The following is a 16,779-nucleotide window of genomic DNA, read 5'->3' as shown; positions in this document are numbered from 1 at the left end:
TTAAACGGAACCGATGTTTCATTGATTGATATCACCGGCACGCTATGCCGGGCTGAAGATGATCGGGAGGACATCATGGTAGAATCGAATCCGGGCCAGTCGCCGGAGTTGTCGCTTGATGTGATCACCATCGGCCGTTCGTCGGTCGATCTCTATGGCCAACAGATCGGCTCGAAGCTCGAGGATATCGCCTCGTTTGCCAAGTCGGTCGGCGGTTGCCCTGCCAATATCGCCATCGGCACCGCCCGCCTCGGGCTCAAGTCCGGCCTGATCACCCGCGTCGGCAACGAGCAGATGGGCCGTTTCATCCGCGAGCAATCGGCGCGCGAGGGCGTGGCGACGGATGGCATCATTACCGACAAGGAACGACTGACGGCGCTGGTATTGCTTGCGGTCGAAGCCGAAGGCGTTTCGCCGATGATCTTCTATCGCTCCGATTGCGCCGACATGGCGCTCGAGGAAGGCGATATCGACGAGGCCTATATCAAGTCCTCGCGCGCGGTGCTGGTGTCGGGAACGCATTTTTCGCGGCCGAACACGGAAGCAGCCCAGCGCAAGGCGATCCGTATTGCCAAGGCCAATGGCCGCAAGGTGATCTTCGACATCGACTATCGCCCCAACCTCTGGGGCCTTGCCGGCCATGCGGAGGGTTTCGAGCGCTATGTGAAGTCGGACCGCGTTTCCTCGAAGATGCAGGAGACGTTGCCGGACTGCGACCTGATCATCGGTACCGAGGAAGAAATCCTGATCGCATCCGGCGCCGACGACGTGCTTGGCGCGCTGAAGGAGATTCGCCGGCTATCGGCAGCGACGATCGTGCTGAAGCGCGGCGCCATGGGCTGCATCGTCTATGACGGGCCGATTTCCGACGATCTCGAAGCCGGCATCATCGGCGAGGGCTTTCCGATAGAGGTGTTCAACGTGCTTGGTGCCGGCGATGCCTTCATGTCCGGCTTCCTGCGCGGCTGGCTGAAGGACGAGCCGCTGAAGACCTGCGCGACCTGGGCGAATGCCTGCGGCGCCTTTGCGGTCTCCCGCCTGCTCTGCTCGCCAGAATATCCGACCTGGGCCGAGCTCGATTTCTTCCTCAAGAACGGCAGCCAGCATCGGGCGCTGCGCAAGGACGAGGCGATCAACCACATTCACTGGGCCTCGACCCGCAAGGGCGATATTCCATTGCTGATGGCGCTCGCCATCGACCATCGCTCGCAACTGACCAGCGTCTGCGACGAACTCGGCGTCGACTACGCCAAGATCGTCGCCTTCAAGCGACTGGCAGTCGAGGCGGCGGCGCGGGTTGCCGATGGTCGCAGCGGCTACGGCATGTTGATCGACGAGCGGTTCGGCCGCGATGCCTTCTTCGATGCGGCGACCAAGAATTTCGCGTGGATCGGCCGGCCGGTGGAACTGCCGGGCTCGAAGCCGCTGCGGTTCGAATTCAGCCAGGACATCGGCTCGCAGCTGGTGGAATGGCCGCTCGATCATTGCATCAAGTGCCTGTGCTTCTATCACCCCGACGATCCCGCTGACCTGAAGACGGAACAGCAGGAGAAGCTGCGGACGCTGTTTGAAGCGGCGCGCAAGGTTGGGCGAGAGCTGCTGGTCGAGATCATCGCCAGCAAGAACGGGCCGCTCACCGACGATACGATCTCGACGGCAATGGAAGAGCTCTATGCGCTCGGCATCAAGCCGGACTGGTGGAAACTGGAGCCGCAGGCATCCAGCGCCGCGTGGAAGAAGATCGACGCGGTGATTGCCAGGAACGATCCGTGGTGCCGTGGTATCGTGCTGCTCGGGCTGGAGGCGCCCGCGGACGAACTGCTGAAAGGCTTCGAGGCGACGCTTGCCGCGCCTTCGGTCAAGGGCTTTGCGGTCGGGCGGACGATCTTTGCCGATGCGGCGCGGGCCTGGCTTTCGGGCAAGATCGATGACGAGGCAGCGATCTCAGACATGGCCGGGCGCTTTCGGGAGTTGACCGAGGCGTGGCTGAAGACGCGCGGGCTTGGTTGAGAGATTGAGGAAAAGACCCCTCCCCAACCGCTCCCCACAAAGGGAGCGGGACTTTGCTGGAGGCGCTGCCTTTATAAAGTAGCAATCGTGCAGAGGATGCGAGGCTGCGACAATGGTGACGGCGCCAAAGGTTAGTCCCTCCCCTTTGTGGGAAGAGGTTGGGGCAGGGAAACAAACTACGAGAATTGCGGGAGGAGCCCCATGGGCAAGACAGTACGTTTGACGATGGCACAGGCCGTCACCCACTTTCTGAAGAAGCAGATGACCGTGGTCGATGGCAAGAAGGTGCCGATCTTCGGTGGCGTCTGGGCGATCTTCGGCCATGGCAACGTCGCCGGCATAGGCGAGGCACTCTACCAGGTGCGCGGCGAACTGCCGACCTATCGCGCCCATAATGAACAGGGCATGGCGCATGCCGCCATCGCCTATGCCAAGGCAAGCTTCCGCAAGCGGTTTATGGCCTGCACGAGTTCGATCGGCCCCGGCGCACTCAATATGGTGACCGCTGCCGGTGTCGCGCATGTCAACCGCATTCCGGTTCTGTTCCTGCCCGGCGACATCTTCGCCAACCGCGCGCCGGACCCGGTGCTGCAGCAGATCGAGGATTTCGGCGACGGCACCGTCTCGGCCAACGACGTCTTCCGCCCTGTCTCGCGCTATTTCGACCGCATCACCCGGCCCGAACAGATCATCTCGGCCTTGAAGCGCGCCATGCAGGTGCTGACCGATCCGCTCGATTGCGGCCCGGTGACGCTGTCGCTGTGCCAGGACGTGCAGGCAGAAGCGTTCGATTATCCGGAAAGCTTCTTCGAGGAACGCGTCTGGACGACGCGGCGCCCTCGCCCGGATGCCGATGAGCTGGCGAACGCCATCGCGCTGATCAAGAAGTCGGAAAAGCCGGTGATCATCGCCGGCGGCGGTGTGCTGTATTCGCAGGCGACCAGGGAGTTGACGGATTTCGCCGACGCGCACGGCATTCCCGTCGTCGTTACCCAGGCCGGCAAGTCGGCGATCGACGAGCGGCATCCGCTGGCGCTCGGCTCGGTCGGCGTCACCGGCACCTCGGCGGCCAATGCGATTGCCGAGGATACGGACCTGTTGATTGCCGTCGGCACGCGTTGCCAGGATTTTACCACCGGTTCGTGGGCGCTGTTCAAGAACGAGAAGCTCGCCATTCTCGGCATCAACATTGCCGCCTATGATGCCGTCAAGCATGACGGGCATCCGCTGGTGGCTGACGCCCGCGAAGGGTTGAAGGCGATTTCGAGCGGGCTTGCGGGCTGGAAGGCTCCGCCGGCGCTGGCTGCAAGGGCAGAGACGGAGAAGAAGAACTGGGTGGAGGCCGCCGCCAAGGTGATGGCGTCAACCAATGCAGCACTCCCTTCGGATGCGCAGGTGATCGGCGCTGTGGTGCGTTCGATCGGCGGCGAAAATACCGTGGCGCTTTGCGCTGCGGGTGGTTTGCCGGGCGAGTTGCACAAGCTGTGGCCGGCCACGGTGCCGGGCAGCTATCACATGGAATACGGCTTCTCGTGCATGGGTTATGAGATTGCCGGTGGCCTCGGCACCAAGATGGCGCATCCTGAGAAGGATGTCGTCGTCATGGTCGGCGATGGCTCGTACATGATGATGAACTCGGAGCTGGCGACATCGGTGATGCTTGGGCTGAAGCTCAACATCGTGCTGCTCGACAATCGCGGCTATGGCTGCATCAACCGGCTGCAGATGGGCACCGGCGGTGCCAACTTCAACAATCTGCTGAAGGACTCCTATCACGAGGTGATGCCGGAGATCGATTTCCGGGCGCATGCCGAAAGCATGGGAGCCATCGCCGTCAAGGTTGCCTCGATCGCCGAACTCGAAACGGCGATTGCCAACTCACGCGGCAACGATCGCACCACGGTGTTCGTCATCGATACCGATCCGCTTGTTGTCACCGAGGCCGGCGGCCACTGGTGGGATGTCGCGGTGCCCGAGGTCAGCCCGCGCGAGCAGGTCAACAAGGCGCGCAAGGCCTATGTCGAGAAGCGCGCTGCCCAGCGCATCCTCTGAAAACCGATGAGACACTAGAGCAAGGAGCCCCCTCATCCGCCGTCTCGCTCCCCCCTTCTCCGCTCGGGGAGAAGGTGCCGGCAGGCGGATGAGGGGGTCTCGGCCACCAATTTACGAGGAGAAACAAAAATGAAAGCCAAACTCGGCATGTCGCCCATCGCCTGGTGGAACGACGATCTTCCGGAGCTGAGCGATGATGTGTCGCTGGAGGAATGCCTGCGGCAGTCACGCAGTGCCGGCTTTACCGGCATGGAAAGAGGCCGCCGCTTCCCCGACGATCCCGCAGTGATGCTGCCGATCCTGCGCGCTGCCGACGTGACGTTGTGCGGCGGCTGGTTCTCCGGCACGCTCGTCGACGAAGAGCTTGCGGCCAACAAGGACCGCATTGCGCCGATTATCGAGCTGTTCAAGGCGGTCGCTGCGCCGTGCATAGTCTATGGCGAGGTCGGCCGCTCGATCCAGGGCGACCGCTCCAAGCCACTGGCGACCAAGCCGCGCCTATCCGATGACGAGATGAAGGCCTATGGCCGCCGCCTCACCCAGTTCGGGGAATGGTGTGCCGAACAGGGCATGCCGCTGTCCTATCACCACCACATGGCCGCCGTGGTCGAAACCGAGCCGGAACTCGACGCTTTCATGCGCAACTCCGGCGAAGGTATTCCGCTGCTGCTCGATGCCGGGCACCTGGCCTTTGCCGGCGGCGACGTGCTGCGCGCCATTGGCAATCACCATGCGCGCATCAATCATGTCCACGTCAAGGATATCCGCCAGGCGGTGGTCGACGGGCTCGATCGCAGCCGGCAGTCGTTCCTTGATGCGGTGGCACTCGGCGCCTTCACCGTGCCGGGCGATGGGTCGCTGGATTTCGGCGCGATCGTTCAGCGGTTGGCCGATCATGGCTATGAGGGCTGGTTCGTTGTCGAGGCCGAGCAGGATCCGCGCAAGGCGCCGCCGCAGAAGATGGCAGAGATTGGCCATGCGGAACTGATGCGGGTGATGACGGCTGCAGGATATACGGTGGAGACGCAAGGGTTTCCGGCGAAGTAGCCTCTTATCGGACTGCTGGAGCAAGCAGCCCCCTCATCCGCCCTTCGGGCACCTTCTCCCCGTTGGGTAGAAGGGGAACCGAGAGATTGCGGCATATCCCTTCTCCCCTCGGGGAGAAGGTGGCGGCAGCCGGATGAGGGGGCAGCACCAAAAAACCTACAAAGGAGCGACACACCCATGCCAAACCTCAAGGTCAAACCATCCGGCAAGAGCGGCCGCGTTACCCATGTCACGCCTGAAAACGCCGGCTGGACCTATGTCGGCTTCGACATGCACAGGCTGAAGGCGGGCGAGACGGTGTCGGATGAAACCGGTGAGCGCGAAGTCTGCCTCGTCTGGGTCAGCGGCAAGGGCAAGGCCAGCGCCGGCACCAAAGACTTCGGCACGCTCGGCGAGCGGATGAGCCCGTTCGATGGGCCGCCGCATGCACTCTACATTCCGATGGAATCTGCCTGGTCGGTAACCGCCGAGACGGATCTGGAGCTTGCGGTCTGCTCGGCACCGGGCGGTGGCGCCTATGAGGCGAAGGCCATTCCGCCGGGCACACATCCGGCCCTGACCCGCGGCAAGGGCACGAATGTCCGCCACGTCAACAACATCATGCCCGAGGACGATGCCTCGGCCTACTCGCTGCTGGTGGTCGAGGTGATCACGCCGGGCGGGCACACATCCTCGTATCCGCCGCACAAGCATGATCAGGACAACCTGCCGAACGAAAGTTTCCTCGAGGAGACCTATTACCACCGCCTCAACCCGCCGCAGGGTTTTGGGTTCCAGCGGGTCTATACCGACGACCGCTCGCTTGACGAGGTGATGGTGCTTGAAGATGGCGACGTGACGCTGGTGCCGAAGGGGTATCACCCCTGCGCGGCCTGCCACGGCTACGACCTCTATTATCTCAACGTCATGGCCGGGCCGCAGCGGGTCTGGAAATTCTATAATGCGCCGGAGCACGAATGGCTGCTGAAGGCCTAAGCACAGACAGAAGCCGCGCCTGGACAGCGCGGCTTTTTTGCTTCAGGTCGTCTGAATATCTCAGATATCGAGGACCAGTTGCGGCAGACCATTGGAGGTTTTGCGTGGCGACACACCGTTCTCGTCGATCTGGGCGTTGACGCGCTGGCGAAAGGCCGAGAAGCTTTCGAAGGTGACCACATCGACAGGCTCGTCGAAATGGATGGTCAGCTTGTGCAGGCCGCCCGAGAGTTCGCCCAGCGCCAGCACCTTGCCGGTGAAGGGCTGATCGAGATAACGGCCGCTGATGCGCGCGCCGACGGAGAGCAGGGCAACCGGCGCTGCGTTGGGTCTGGATGCAAGCGCCGACAGCGTGTTCCAGTCGCGGACGCCGTGCTGCCTGGCGATGAGTTCGAGCGCGGCGCTGTGGGAAACCTGCGTGCCGCTCGCTTCCATGGCGCTGCGCAATCGCTTCGCCTGGGCCTTCAGATCATCGACCGAAGGATAGAACATTGGTTCAGCCTTTCAAAAGGCATGCCGTATCGACCGTCGTTGGGAGCTCGCATTGCCATCAGTCAGCATGCACAAAGGGCTGTGACCGTTCATTTCGGGAGAACTTCACCGTGGATTTTTGATCCGCGAGCGGCTGGCGTCTCAAGCCTCACTTGATATGAGGCAAGAGCGGTGAGGCTGTCAAGCTGAGTAATTTCTCGTCAAAATTGACGATTGCTGCCTAAAAATGAGACTTTTCGCCCTTAAGTCACGCATAAGCTTATAGTTTTAAAGATCTTTTTCAGAACTATTCAGCAGACTTGCCCTAGATTGAAACCAGACAACAAGCGGAGGCGAACATGGCCTTTCAGATGCACCTCGATACTGCACATCCCGAGCCGGAACAGGCTTACCGGGAATTCGCACTTGACCGTCCCGGCAAGGTCATTTTCGTCGGCCATCACCTCAGCACCGCCACGCAGCTCCGCTGCCTGATCCGCAGCATCACGCTTGCCGGCGCGACTCTCGAGGTGAATGCGGGCATAGAAATGCCGAACAATTTCTTCCTGGAAATTCTTGGAATTCACGACGAGATCGGCGCGACACTGGTGAAGCGTGAGGGCGACCTTGCAACGATCAGCTTCAACATGCTGATCAATCCGGAATTCCTTCATCACGTCCTGCGGCTGAGCTTCGAAAGCTGAAATAGCCCAGGGACGGAGTGGGCATCAATCCCCGCTCCCTCCCTGGGCGTGCTCAGGCCACCAAGTGCCGTTCGATCTGGTCGATGGGGAGATTGGTATAATCCTTGGCGATTTCCGCCGAGATGACGGCTTGCGCCTCGATGCTGAGGTTCGCCCGCAAAGTGCCGAGCGCCCGAGGCGGCGCAACAAGAACAATGTTGCTGGCATCATTGTTCCTGATCAGATGATCCAGCTTGTATGCGATCTGCTTCAGAAAATCGGCTTCTGCCTGTTCATGCCAATCGGTTTCCTGAACCGCGCTGCCGCCCGTACCGTTGGAAGCGTGCGCTTTTCCCGGCTTTCCGGTTCCGAGTTCACGATCGGGTTCGTTTGGTTGAGCCAGCGTTTCCCGGACCTTCAAATCAACGCCCATGACGTCTCCGTCATTCTGCATAATCAGAGCCTTGCCTCCGTCGCATACAACAACCCAGGAATTTCGTGGCACTCTGATGTCAGCCATATCAGTCTCCTCAATGTTATCTCCTGAATGCAGGTTTGCACTCGTTCAACAAAAGGGCAAACGTGCGTGGTCGCAAAGAGTTCAGAGATTTCGGAGAATTCAGATGGCGAGCAATCCAATCCGCGCCGACGGCGTAAAAAGTCGGAAACGCGGGGAAATTCGTATGAAAACAGCTCTTGTTGCCTATGCCGGTTCGCTAACCACCTTGCTCGTTTTCGATGCCGTCTGGCTTGGTCTCGTCGCTCGGACGTTCTATCGCGAGCAACTCGGCGAAATGATGCTACCCTCTCCGAACCTTGGCGTCGCGGCTGTTTTCTACCTGTTCTTCGCCGTTGCCGTGGTCGTGCTTGCCGTGTTTCCAGCGATTGCGTCAGGCTCTGTGTGGACGGCCGTCATCTATGGTTTGATCCTCGGGCTCGCTGCCTACGGAACCTACGACATTACCAACCTTGCGACGCTTAAGAACTGGCCGCTTGTCATGAGCATGGTGGACCTGGCCTGGGGTGGCTTCGTCACCGCGATGACCGCTGCGGGCGGGTTTATTGCCGTTCGGGCAATGAGTTAAATGCTTATTCACTAAAGTTGTAATGACTTCGTTGATGATTGCGCAAAGCATTCATGTGACGCTTCATCCGTAAGACTAGGATCTGCCTGGTTTCAGGAGCGCACCTGCAATGTCGATGCTTACCTCCACACATCTCGCAACCGTCAAATCCGAAATCTACGAGACACGGTGGGAACAGTTCAACGTGAAGCGCCCCGCGCGCCTGGTTGCGGTGCGGCCCTGCCTGACCGGCGTCTCCATGCGCAGTGCCGAGATCATCGATATTTCACGCGGCGGCGCAACGCTTCTGGTTGCTTCTGCGACCGGTCTTCCCAAGCACTACTACCTCAACATTCTTGGCCTCGCCTACCGCATCGGCTGCGCCGAAGTCTCCCGCCGCAACGAGCGCCTGCATGTCCGCTTCATCAATGCGTTGGAGCCCGAGGTCCTGCGCCGCGTGGTCCGCGCCGACTTCATGATCGGCAACACGGAAGCGATCGATGCGCGCCGCACGATCAGCATGTAAATAAGCTTTTCCGGGGAATAATCTTCCTTGCCTTGGCTCTATCCGCGCCTATTGTTGGCGCGATTTTCATAGCCTCGGGACATGCCTTAGAATGACTGCCTTCTCGCGCTTCACACCGCTTGTCAGCGCCCTGCCCTCCACCGTTCCCTTTGTCGGCCCAGAAGCGATCGAGCGCCAGCGCGGCCTCGTTGTCAAAGCGCGCATCGGCGCCAACGAAAACGGCTTCGGCCCTGCGCCATCGGTGCTCGCCGCGATGCGTGAACAGGGTGGCGAAATCTGGAAGTATGCCGATCCGGAAAACTACGATCTGAAGGCCGCCCTTGCCGCACATCTCGGCACGGGTGCTGCCAATATTGCCATCGGCGGCGGCGTCGACGAGTTGCTCGGCCAGATCGTGCGGATGGTGATCGAGCCGGGTGCTCCTGTGGTCACCTCGCTCGGCGGTTATCCGACGTTCAATTTCCATGTTGCGGGCTTCGGCGGTCGCCTCGTCACGGTCCCCTATGCGCAGGACCGCGAGGATCTGAACGGTCTGCTTGACGCGGTGAAGCGCGAAAACGCGCCGCTGGTCTACTTCGCCAACCCCGACAATCCAATGGGCAGCTGGTGGGACGCCGAAAGCGTCATCGCCTTTGCGCGCGCCCTGCCGGAGACGACGCTGCTGGTTCTCGACGAGGCCTATTGCGAGACCGCTCCGGCCGATTCGCTGCCATCGATCGCATCGCTGATCGACCTGCCGAACGTAATCAGGACACGCACGTTTTCGAAAGCCTACGGTCTGGCTGGCGCGCGGGTGGGATATGCGATCTCGACACCGGGTACAGCAATCGCCTTCGACAAGATCCGCAACCATTTCGGCATGAACCGGCTGGCCGTGGCAGCAGCCTTAGCGGCGCTGAAGGATCAGGCCTATCTGGCCGAGGTGGTCGGCAATATCCATGCAGCACGCGAGCGGATTTCTGCGATCGCCAGGTCGAACGGCCTGCAGGCGCTGCCGTCGGCCACCAATTTCGTAGCGATCGATGCCGGCCGTGACGGTGTTTACGCGCGCGCGATCGTTGATGGGCTGATGCAGCACGGCGTCTTCATCCGCATGCCGGGCGTGGCGCCGCTCAATCGCTGCATCCGTGTGAGTGTCGGGCAAGCCGCAGATATGGATCTGTTCGAAGCGGCACTGCCGCAGGTTCTGAAGAGCATCGGCTGACACAAACGACAGGAACCGCGCCGGCCTTGTTCCTGCCGGTCGCGGTTCGTTATATCTGGCACAGGCCCCGTCCAAAGCGCCCCGCCATCCCCCTCTACGAGGTTATTGTTCTTGTTGATGTCGTGGTATAGCGATCCTTAGTGGACCGTCATCCATTCGCGAGCCGCACGCAGCGCCTCGACAATCTGCATCTTGTCCATGCTCGCGGCCAGATCGGCGCGCAGTTCTGCGGCGCGATCGTTGCCCTTGATTGCGGCGATGTTCAGCCACTTGTGGGCCGCGACCAGATCGACGGAGCATCCGCGACCGGTTGCATACATCAGACCCATTTCGCAGAAGACGTCGGCGTTGTTCTCGCCACCCATGGTGGCCATTTCAGCATTGTGCATTTCAAAGCGTGCCATCGGTTTTATCCCTGTTTAGCCTGTTGTCGACTTACCCTGTTTTACCTCCGAGCCTTGCCGTCTAACGCGGCTTCTGGTCTCTTCGGCTCGGCGGGTTTGCCCCGCTCGTTTGATGGGTTCACTATGCAGCACGGGCTTCAAAAAACGCCTAAAATGCATGATTAATTTGAGACAAACAAAGTGCAAACGCTTGGTAAATTTGGCTTTTTGTTAAACATCGGATTGCCTGCGCATTAAGGATTCCGGCGTTTGATTAAGAGAAAATTCAGATTTCAAAATCAACCCTTTGTTCACCACGAAATCAGCTGCGGCATGAAGATACAGGCAACTCCGCAGTTTTTGATCCCGGATTTCCCGGCATTTCCGAAGCGGAATATTTACCTTTACGTTCGCGTCAGTTAATTTCCGCAGCCTCAGGGCATCAGGGAGGTAAAAGATGGTCCGCAGTCTCATTCTGGCGAGCGCATTGGCGCTTTCAGCAACACTTGCTCATGCCGAGGAGCCGATCGTCGGCAACTGGAAAACGATGGCGGGCGATACCGCCGTGATCGCCTCGTGCGGCGGCAGCTACTGCATCACGCTGAAAACCGGCAAATATGCCGGTCGCAAGATCGGCACGCTCGCCGGCACCGGCGGCACCTATAGCGGCGAGATAACCGACCCCGCCAATGACAAGACCTATAGCGGCTCGGGCACGATTGCCGGCAACATTCTGAAGATGAAAGGATGCGTTCTTTCCGTGCTCTGCAAGTCGCAGACCTGGACCCGCCTCTAGCAGCAACAGCAATGCGCCGGCTTTTCGCAGGGCGCATTCTCTCAATTTCTCCCCGCGTTGCGCAGCGTGCCTGCGCAAGCCCGCTTGATGAACGGCGGATGAACCTCCATCTCAGCATCGGTTCAGCCTGACCATGGCAAAACGGTGTCATTCTAAAGTACGGGCCTGGAAACAGGCACGCTTCTGCAGACTGAACCTGTCGCATGGGCAAGGATTATGGACGTGCTTACTATGGCAAGACGCTTCACCATCATCACGCTGTTCGCAGCGATCTTCGCCTTCTCGTTCTCGGCGGCGGTCAATCGCAATGCCGGCGGCGGCGCGCAGTCGCATTTCGGCGCAAACTATACCTGCGCCGATCGCTACAGCGCGGTTTGTACGGCTGTGAACTGATAGAGCAGTGGCCGGCAGCACATAGATCTGGCTGCCGGTTTATGAACGCGTCGTTTGCTTGTCAAAAACAACGCTCTATAATGTCTTATGAGCAAACGAATCTCTCCTTCTGCCCCCCTCGACATCTTGTCGCCGACTCCGTTCGTCCCGAAGAGCTTCGACGACCCCGTCAAGGCCGTGGACGTACTGACGGAGCTTTATGAGCGCAATACGGCATTTCTGATCGAGAACTTCGCCGAGCTGGCGAAGGGTGCGCCGATCACCTCGCGCTACCGCGCCTTCTATCCGCAGGTGAGCATCGAGACGACCAGCTTCGGGCATATCGATACGCGGCTGTCCTACGGCCACGTGACGGCACCGGGCATCTACACGACGACGATCACCCGTCCCTCGCTGTTCCGGCACTACCTGAAGGAACAGCTCGGGCACCTGATGCGAAATCACAACGTGCCTGTGATCGTCTCCGAATCCACCACGCCGATCCCGCTGCATTTCGCCTTTGGCGAAGGTGCGCATGTCGAAGCGTCGGCGTCTGCCTTCGTGGACGTGCCGATGCGCGATCTGTTCGACACGCCAGACCTGAATACGACGGACGACGAGATCGCCAACGGCGAATATATTCCGCCACCGGGCGAACCCTCGCCGCTGGCACCGTTCACGGCGCAGCGCATCGACTACTCGCTGGCGCGCCTGTCGCACTATACGGCGACCAGCGCACAGCATTTCCAGAATTTCGTGCTGTTCACCAACTACCAGTTCTACATTGATGAGTTCTGCGCCTGGGCGCGCAAGCTGATGGCCGATGGTGGCGATGGCTACACCTGCTTCGTCGAGCCCGGCAACATCATTACCCATGCCGGCTCCAGTACGCCGGAAACCGACGTGACACTGGCACGCCTGCCACAGATGCCGGCCTACCACCTGAAGAAGAAGGGCCATGCCGGGATCACCATGATCAATATCGGCGTTGGTCCGTCCAACGCCAAGACGATCACCGACCACGTGGCGGTGCTGCGCCCGCACGCCTGGCTGATGCTCGGCCATTGCGCCGGTCTGCGCAACAGCCAGCGTCTCGGCGACTATGTCCTTGCCCACGCCTATATGCGCGAGGACCACGTTCTCGACGACGACCTGCCTGTCTGGGTGCCGATCCCGGCGCTGGCTGAGGTGCAGGTCGCGCTTGAGGCGGCCGTCGCGGAAATCACCGGTTACGAAGGGTTCGAGCTGAAGCGGATCATGCGCACCGGCACCGTTGGTACAATCGACAATCGCAACTGGGAACTGCGCGACCAGCGCGGGCCGGTGAAGCGGCTGTCGCAGGCCCGCGCCATCGCGCTCGACATGGAATCGGCAACGATTGCGGCCAACGGTTTCCGGTTCAGAGTGCCTTACGGAACGCTGCTCTGCGTGTCGGACAAGCCGCTGCATGGCGAATTGAAGCTGCCCGGCATGGCGACGGCGTTCTATCGGACGCAGGTCAACCAGCATCTGCAGATCGGCATCCGCGCAGTACAGAAACTTGCCGCCATGCCGCCGGAAACGCTGCATTCGCGCAAGCTCAGAAGCTTCTTCGAGACGGCCTTCCAATAGGCCGTTTCGCTGCTGCTGCATGCAGTTCGGCCGAGCGGCTCTCAGACCTTGCGGCGACGGCCGAACGGCAATGAAATTGCCGTGCCTGTCAGCGCCGAGACGACAATCAGCAAATGGGCGTTGATGCTTGCCTGCGCGAGTGCGGCAATTGCGGTCGCTTCGCCCGACGAACCGAATGCGACGGCGCCCGCGGTTATGCCAGCTGGATACGTGCCGACGCCGCCCGGTGCGTGTACCGGCAGGACAGACGACAGCTCGCCGCCGAGCGCGCCGCCGAAGCTTGCCGCCATCGGCAGCACGCCCATCAGCCGCAGCGCCCAGGCGAGCACCAGAACCTTCACCAGCCAGTTGATCACGGTCATCGCCCAAGCCCGTGCGAAGGCTGGGGCGTTTGCAGGCAGACCGTTCTCGATCTCTGCGACAAACTGCTGCAGTTTCGACGGCAACAGTCTGGCAGCCAGCCGCACCAGCGATTTACGGGCAGCGAAGGCGCCAACCGGTAGCAGCAGGAACGCGATCCACAGCAGCCACACGATCAGCTTGTGTGTCGAGGCGATGGCGAAACCAATGCCGGCGGCGGCCAGCAATGCGTGAAGATCAAGAAGCCGCATGACCAGAAGGGCCGATGTGCCGCGTGTCAGCGGAATGCCGAATTCCGTGCGCATCAGCAGCGGAAAGCTGGTCTCTCCGGCGCGAAACGGCAACATGATGTTGAGCAGGTTGTGCACCTGCGTCACCCGAAACAGCGCTTGAAAACGGCCAGCCGTTTCCTGCGGGAAATAATCGTAGATGCGCCAGGTGCGCAGAAAATAGGTGCCGGTCAGGAGAATGAGCGCGGTCATGATCGGCAGTGCACCGACCGCGGCCCACTGCGCCAAGATCGAGGACCAGCCCCAGAACCATTCGATGAAGGCGGCATAGGCGCCGACGATGGCCACGGTCAGCAATGCCATGCGATTGCGTGCAAACCAGGATTGTCGGCTGGCAACCACCGGAGACTTCATGTACTAGCTTCCTGCCTTCGGCCGACAGAAGAGCGGCACCACTGGGCGGCGTTTTAGGAGAAATACGTGTTGCAGACAACGGCAGAGTCACTTTCCGGCGTGATAGACGCCACCGCTCCGCTCGAATTATCGCTGGTCGTTCCGATCTTCAACGAAGAAGAGAGCGTCGGCCCGCTCGTCGAGCGCATCTGCGCCGCGATGACGCGCTATCCCGAGCGCTGGGAGCTCATCCTGGTCGACGACGGCAGTACCGACGCGACGCTGGTCAATGCGCGCACCTATGTCGGCCGCAAAGGCCTGTCGCTGAAGATCGTCGCGCTGCAGCGCAATTTTGGCCAGACAGCCGCTATGCAGGCAGGCATCGACACGGCCACTGGCCGGTTGATCGCCACGATGGACGGCGACCTGCAGAACGATCCAAACGATATTCCCGGCATGGTCGCCGAACTGGAGCGTCGCGAGCTCGACCTTCTGGTCGGCTGGCGCAAGAACCGTCAGGACGGCCTGCTGCTGCGGAAAGTCCCCTCCTGGTGTGCCAACTATCTGATCGGCCGCATCACCGGCGTCAAGCTGCACGACTACGGCTGCAGTCTGAAGATCTACCGCGCGTCGATCATCAAGCAGGTCAAGCTGATGGGCGAGATGCACCGTTTCATCCCGGCATGGGTCGCCGGCGTGGTTCCGAGCTCCCGGATCGGCGAGATGGTCGTCACCCACCATGCGCGCCAGCACGGCCAATCGAAATACGGTATCTCACGGACCTTCCGCGTCATCCTCGACCTGCTCTCCGTCATGTTCTTCATGCGCTACAAGGCACGGCCGGGGCACTTCTTCGGCTCGCTCGGCCTCGGCCTCGGTGGCCTGTCGGCGCTCATCCTGATCTACCTGTTCTTCGACAAGTTCATCATGGGCAACGACATCGGCACCCGCCCGATGTTGATGGTCGGTGTCGTGCTGCTGCTTTCTTCGGTGCAGCTGATCACCACCGGCATCTTGGCCGAGATGATCGCGCGAACCTATTACCGCGACGATGATTCACCGAATTACATTGTCCAGAAAATCTTCGATGGCAGTGAGAATGCGTAATCTGCTGGTGCGCAAGCCGGATGCCGTCATCTGGCTTCTGGCCGGATATTTCTGCATCCAGTTCATCGTTCGCCTGCTGCAGCCGCATGGGCTGCGCTTCGACGAATCGCAGCAGGCGTTTTTCTCGCAGTGGCTGACGCTGGGTTACGACTCGCAACCGCCGCTCTACAACTGGTTCCAGTCGATCGTGGTCTGGGTGTTCGGACTGTCGCTGGCGACAGTATCCGCTGCCAAGAACCTGGTGCTGTTCCTGGTGTATCTCAGCTATTACAAGCTCGCCCGCGAAGTTCTGGAGGACAAGCTGTTCGCGGCGATCGCGACGCTTTCGCTGCTGACCATTCCGCAGCTTTTCTGGGAAGCACAACGCGACCTCACCCATACCGTCGTGCAACTGCTGACGATCAACCTGTTTCTGTGCAGCGTGATCAGGACACTGAAGACGCCGTCTGTCGCATCCTATGCCTTTGTCGGCCTGGCGCTCGGCCTCGGGATGCTGTCGAAGTACAACTTCACTCTGGTTGCGGTCGCAGCGATTGCTGCCGTATGGCTGCATCCGAATGGGCGAGCGCGGATCATCGATCGCCGCTTCCTGCTGTCGATCGGGCTTGCGCTGCTGATCTTCCTGCCGCACGGGCTTTGGCTGCTGCACAATCTCGGCATTGCATCGGGCCGCACGCTCGGCATCATGGAACAGGATGCGCCGCAGACGATGCTGGCGAAACTGGTGCAGGGGCCCTTCAAGTTCCTGCGCCTGATCGTGGTTATCATGGCGCCCACGGTCATTATCTATTCCATCGTCTTCGGCCGACCTTTCTGGCGCAGCCTGCGCTCCGGCACTGTGTGGACGCGCTTCTTCGAAGCGCTGTTCGTGGCGATTGCGATCCTCGTTCTGGTGCTGATCGTTGCGATCGGCATGACATCCCTGCGCGACCGCTGGCTGCTGCCCTTCCTGTTCCTGATGCCGATCTATTTCTGCCTGAAGATGCAGGCGGTCGGCCATCGGCCGGAGGATTTCGCCCGTCGCTTCTTCGTCGTGCCTTTGGTCATGATCGTGCTGATCCCGGCAGCACTTCTCGTTCGGCCGAATTTGCCGACCTTGTTTGGCCGATACGAAGCCTACAATTTTCCTTATGGAGGGTTTGTCGAGCAGGTCGTTGCCGAGGAGCAGAAGACGCCTGGGCTCGTCATGACGGACGGTTGGCTTCAGGCCGGAAACCTGCACCTGCAATTGCCCGACGTGCCGCTGATGTCGCTATTCTTCGACAATATGAAGATCGGCTATGAATGGACGAGCGACAGGCCCATTCTGATGGCTTGGCTGGTGACCGACAGCAGTGCCGCCCTGCCGCCGCAGTTGCGGGAGTGGATCGTCCAGAACCTCGGCGAGCAATACACGGATATCAACGTCAAGAGCACCGCCGTTCCGTACCTCCGCGGAAAGCCTGACGACAAGGTCGCGTTCGGCTACGCCTGGATCTATCCGAAGTAGGCCCGG

General features: G+C 60.6%; 17 protein-coding genes. 13 read left to right on the top strand and 4 right to left on the bottom strand.

The window, feature by feature from the left end:
- Positions 1 to 75 precede the first annotated feature (75 nt).
- From iolC to iolB, 4 genes are all read left to right on the top strand, one after another.
- Complete coding sequence (gene iolC, locus GVL52_RS07930; protein WP_160005572.1) at positions 76 to 2,010, top strand: 5-dehydro-2-deoxygluconokinase; 1,935 nt, start codon at positions 76 to 78, stop codon at positions 2,008 to 2,010.
- A 201-nt stretch (positions 2,011 to 2,211) separates the two neighbouring features.
- Positions 2,212 to 4,062 (top strand): 3D-(3,5/4)-trihydroxycyclohexane-1,2-dione acylhydrolase (decyclizing), encoded by a 1,851-nt coding sequence (iolD, locus tag GVL52_RS07925; protein ID WP_160005570.1) that lies wholly within the window; start codon positions 2,212 to 2,214, stop codon positions 4,060 to 4,062.
- A 129-nt stretch (positions 4,063 to 4,191) separates the two neighbouring features.
- Entirely contained in the window at positions 4,192 to 5,109 is a 918-nt protein-coding gene (iolE, locus tag GVL52_RS07920; protein ID WP_160005568.1) for a myo-inosose-2 dehydratase, read from the top strand.
- A 177-nt stretch (positions 5,110 to 5,286) separates the two neighbouring features.
- Entirely contained in the window at positions 5,287 to 6,084 is a 798-nt protein-coding gene (iolB, locus tag GVL52_RS07915) for a 5-deoxy-glucuronate isomerase (RefSeq protein ID WP_160005566.1), read from the top strand.
- 60 nt (positions 6,085 to 6,144) lie between these two features.
- Here iolB and GVL52_RS07910 read toward each other — a convergent pair whose 3' ends face one another.
- Entirely contained in the window at positions 6,145 to 6,576 is a 432-nt protein-coding gene (locus GVL52_RS07910; protein WP_160005564.1) for a glyoxalase superfamily protein, read from the bottom strand.
- A gap of 350 nt (positions 6,577 to 6,926) precedes the next feature.
- Between GVL52_RS07910 and GVL52_RS07905 the strand changes: the two genes are divergently transcribed.
- Positions 6,927 to 7,259 (top strand): hypothetical protein, encoded by a 333-nt coding sequence (locus tag GVL52_RS07905; RefSeq protein WP_160005904.1) that lies wholly within the window; start codon positions 6,927 to 6,929, stop codon positions 7,257 to 7,259.
- Between the two features lie 52 nt (positions 7,260 to 7,311).
- On the opposite strand, the gene GVL52_RS07900 is transcribed toward GVL52_RS07905, so the two are convergent.
- Positions 7,312 to 7,758, bottom strand: coding sequence for a host attachment protein (locus GVL52_RS07900; RefSeq protein ID WP_160005562.1), 447 nt, complete (start codon positions 7,756 to 7,758; stop codon positions 7,312 to 7,314).
- A gap of 163 nt (positions 7,759 to 7,921) precedes the next feature.
- Here GVL52_RS07900 and GVL52_RS07895 point away from each other — a divergent pair, with 163 nt between their 5' ends.
- The 3 genes from GVL52_RS07895 (at position 7,922) to GVL52_RS07885 (ending at position 10,032) form a co-directional block, all read left to right on the top strand.
- Complete coding sequence (locus GVL52_RS07895) at positions 7,922 to 8,323, top strand: DUF2177 family protein (protein ID WP_160005560.1); 402 nt, start codon at positions 7,922 to 7,924, stop codon at positions 8,321 to 8,323.
- Between the two features lie 109 nt (positions 8,324 to 8,432).
- Positions 8,433 to 8,828 (top strand): PilZ domain-containing protein, encoded by a 396-nt coding sequence (locus GVL52_RS07890; protein WP_160005558.1) that lies wholly within the window; start codon positions 8,433 to 8,435, stop codon positions 8,826 to 8,828.
- A gap of 91 nt (positions 8,829 to 8,919) precedes the next feature.
- A complete protein-coding gene (locus tag GVL52_RS07885; protein WP_160005556.1) occupies positions 8,920 to 10,032 on the top strand; it encodes a pyridoxal phosphate-dependent aminotransferase in 1,113 nt (370 codons plus the stop codon).
- A 137-nt stretch (positions 10,033 to 10,169) separates the two neighbouring features.
- Here GVL52_RS07885 and GVL52_RS07880 read toward each other — a convergent pair whose 3' ends face one another.
- Positions 10,170 to 10,436 carry a sel1 repeat family protein gene (locus tag GVL52_RS07880; RefSeq protein WP_160005554.1) on the bottom strand — a complete coding sequence of 89 codons (267 nt, stop codon included), beginning with the start codon at positions 10,434 to 10,436 and terminating at the stop codon, positions 10,170 to 10,172.
- A gap of 436 nt (positions 10,437 to 10,872) precedes the next feature.
- On the opposite strand from GVL52_RS07880, the gene GVL52_RS07875 reads away from it, so the two are divergent.
- The 3 genes from GVL52_RS07875 (at position 10,873) to amn (ending at position 13,194) form a co-directional block, all read left to right on the top strand.
- Positions 10,873 to 11,211 (top strand): DUF2147 domain-containing protein, encoded by a 339-nt coding sequence (locus GVL52_RS07875; protein WP_160005552.1) that lies wholly within the window; start codon positions 10,873 to 10,875, stop codon positions 11,209 to 11,211.
- Positions 11,212 to 11,427: 216 nt separating this feature from the next.
- Entirely contained in the window at positions 11,428 to 11,604 is a 177-nt protein-coding gene (locus tag GVL52_RS30345; protein WP_200847782.1) for a hypothetical protein, read from the top strand.
- Positions 11,605 to 11,691: 87 nt separating this feature from the next.
- Positions 11,692 to 13,194 carry an AMP nucleosidase gene (amn, locus tag GVL52_RS07870; protein ID WP_160005550.1) on the top strand — a complete coding sequence of 501 codons (1,503 nt, stop codon included), beginning with the start codon at positions 11,692 to 11,694 and terminating at the stop codon, positions 13,192 to 13,194.
- A gap of 41 nt (positions 13,195 to 13,235) precedes the next feature.
- On the opposite strand, the gene GVL52_RS07865 is transcribed toward amn, so the two are convergent.
- Positions 13,236 to 14,198 carry a lysylphosphatidylglycerol synthase domain-containing protein gene (locus tag GVL52_RS07865; protein WP_160005548.1) on the bottom strand — a complete coding sequence of 321 codons (963 nt, stop codon included), beginning with the start codon at positions 14,196 to 14,198 and terminating at the stop codon, positions 13,236 to 13,238.
- 69 nt (positions 14,199 to 14,267) lie between these two features.
- Here GVL52_RS07865 and GVL52_RS07860 point away from each other — a divergent pair, with 69 nt between their 5' ends.
- The gene (locus GVL52_RS07860; protein WP_160005900.1) at positions 14,268 to 15,284 is read left to right on the top strand and encodes a glycosyltransferase family 2 protein; all 1,017 of its coding nucleotides are present in this window, start codon (positions 14,268 to 14,270) and stop codon (positions 15,282 to 15,284) included.
- Positions 15,265 to 16,773, top strand: coding sequence for a glycosyltransferase family 39 protein (locus tag GVL52_RS07855; RefSeq protein WP_306440350.1), 1,509 nt, complete (start codon positions 15,265 to 15,267; stop codon positions 16,771 to 16,773). Before GVL52_RS07860 ends, GVL52_RS07855 begins: the two co-directional genes overlap by 20 nt.
- Positions 16,774 to 16,779: the final 6 nt, after the last annotated feature.

Source organism: Rhizobium sp. 18055 (assembly GCF_902706285.1).
Lineage (GTDB): Bacteria > Pseudomonadota > Alphaproteobacteria > Rhizobiales > Rhizobiaceae > Rhizobium.
This window is presented reverse-complemented; position numbering and strand designations above follow the sequence as displayed.

Bases quoted from the DNA above. Each gene is read 5' to 3' on its own strand.
- iolC (WP_160005572.1), top strand. From the start codon at position 76: ATGGTAGAATCGAATCCGGGCCAGTCGCCGGAGTTGTCGCTTGATGTG.
- iolD (WP_160005570.1), top strand. From the start codon at position 2,212: ATGGGCAAGACAGTACGTTTGACGATGGCACAGGCCGTCACCCACTTT.
- iolE (WP_160005568.1), top strand. From the start codon at position 4,192: ATGAAAGCCAAACTCGGCATGTCGCCCATCGCCTGGTGGAACGACGAT.
- iolB (WP_160005566.1), top strand. From the start codon at position 5,287: ATGCCAAACCTCAAGGTCAAACCATCCGGCAAGAGCGGCCGCGTTACC.
- GVL52_RS07910 (WP_160005564.1), bottom strand. From the start codon at position 6,576: ATGTTCTATCCTTCGGTCGATGATCTGAAGGCCCAGGCGAAGCGATTG.
- GVL52_RS07905 (WP_160005904.1), top strand. From the start codon at position 6,927: ATGCACCTCGATACTGCACATCCCGAGCCGGAACAGGCTTACCGGGAA.
- GVL52_RS07900 (WP_160005562.1), bottom strand. From the start codon at position 7,758: ATGGCTGACATCAGAGTGCCACGAAATTCCTGGGTTGTTGTATGCGAC.
- GVL52_RS07895 (WP_160005560.1), top strand. From the start codon at position 7,922: ATGAAAACAGCTCTTGTTGCCTATGCCGGTTCGCTAACCACCTTGCTC.
- GVL52_RS07890 (WP_160005558.1), top strand. From the start codon at position 8,433: ATGTCGATGCTTACCTCCACACATCTCGCAACCGTCAAATCCGAAATC.
- GVL52_RS07885 (WP_160005556.1), top strand. From the start codon at position 8,920: ATGACTGCCTTCTCGCGCTTCACACCGCTTGTCAGCGCCCTGCCCTCC.
- GVL52_RS07880 (WP_160005554.1), bottom strand. From the start codon at position 10,436: ATGGCACGCTTTGAAATGCACAATGCTGAAATGGCCACCATGGGTGGC.
- GVL52_RS07875 (WP_160005552.1), top strand. From the start codon at position 10,873: ATGGTCCGCAGTCTCATTCTGGCGAGCGCATTGGCGCTTTCAGCAACA.
- GVL52_RS30345 (WP_200847782.1), top strand. From the start codon at position 11,428: ATGGACGTGCTTACTATGGCAAGACGCTTCACCATCATCACGCTGTTC.
- amn (WP_160005550.1), top strand. From the start codon at position 11,692: ATGAGCAAACGAATCTCTCCTTCTGCCCCCCTCGACATCTTGTCGCCG.
- GVL52_RS07865 (WP_160005548.1), bottom strand. From the start codon at position 14,198: ATGAAGTCTCCGGTGGTTGCCAGCCGACAATCCTGGTTTGCACGCAAT.
- GVL52_RS07855 (WP_306440350.1), top strand. From the start codon at position 15,265: ATGGCAGTGAGAATGCGTAATCTGCTGGTGCGCAAGCCGGATGCCGTC.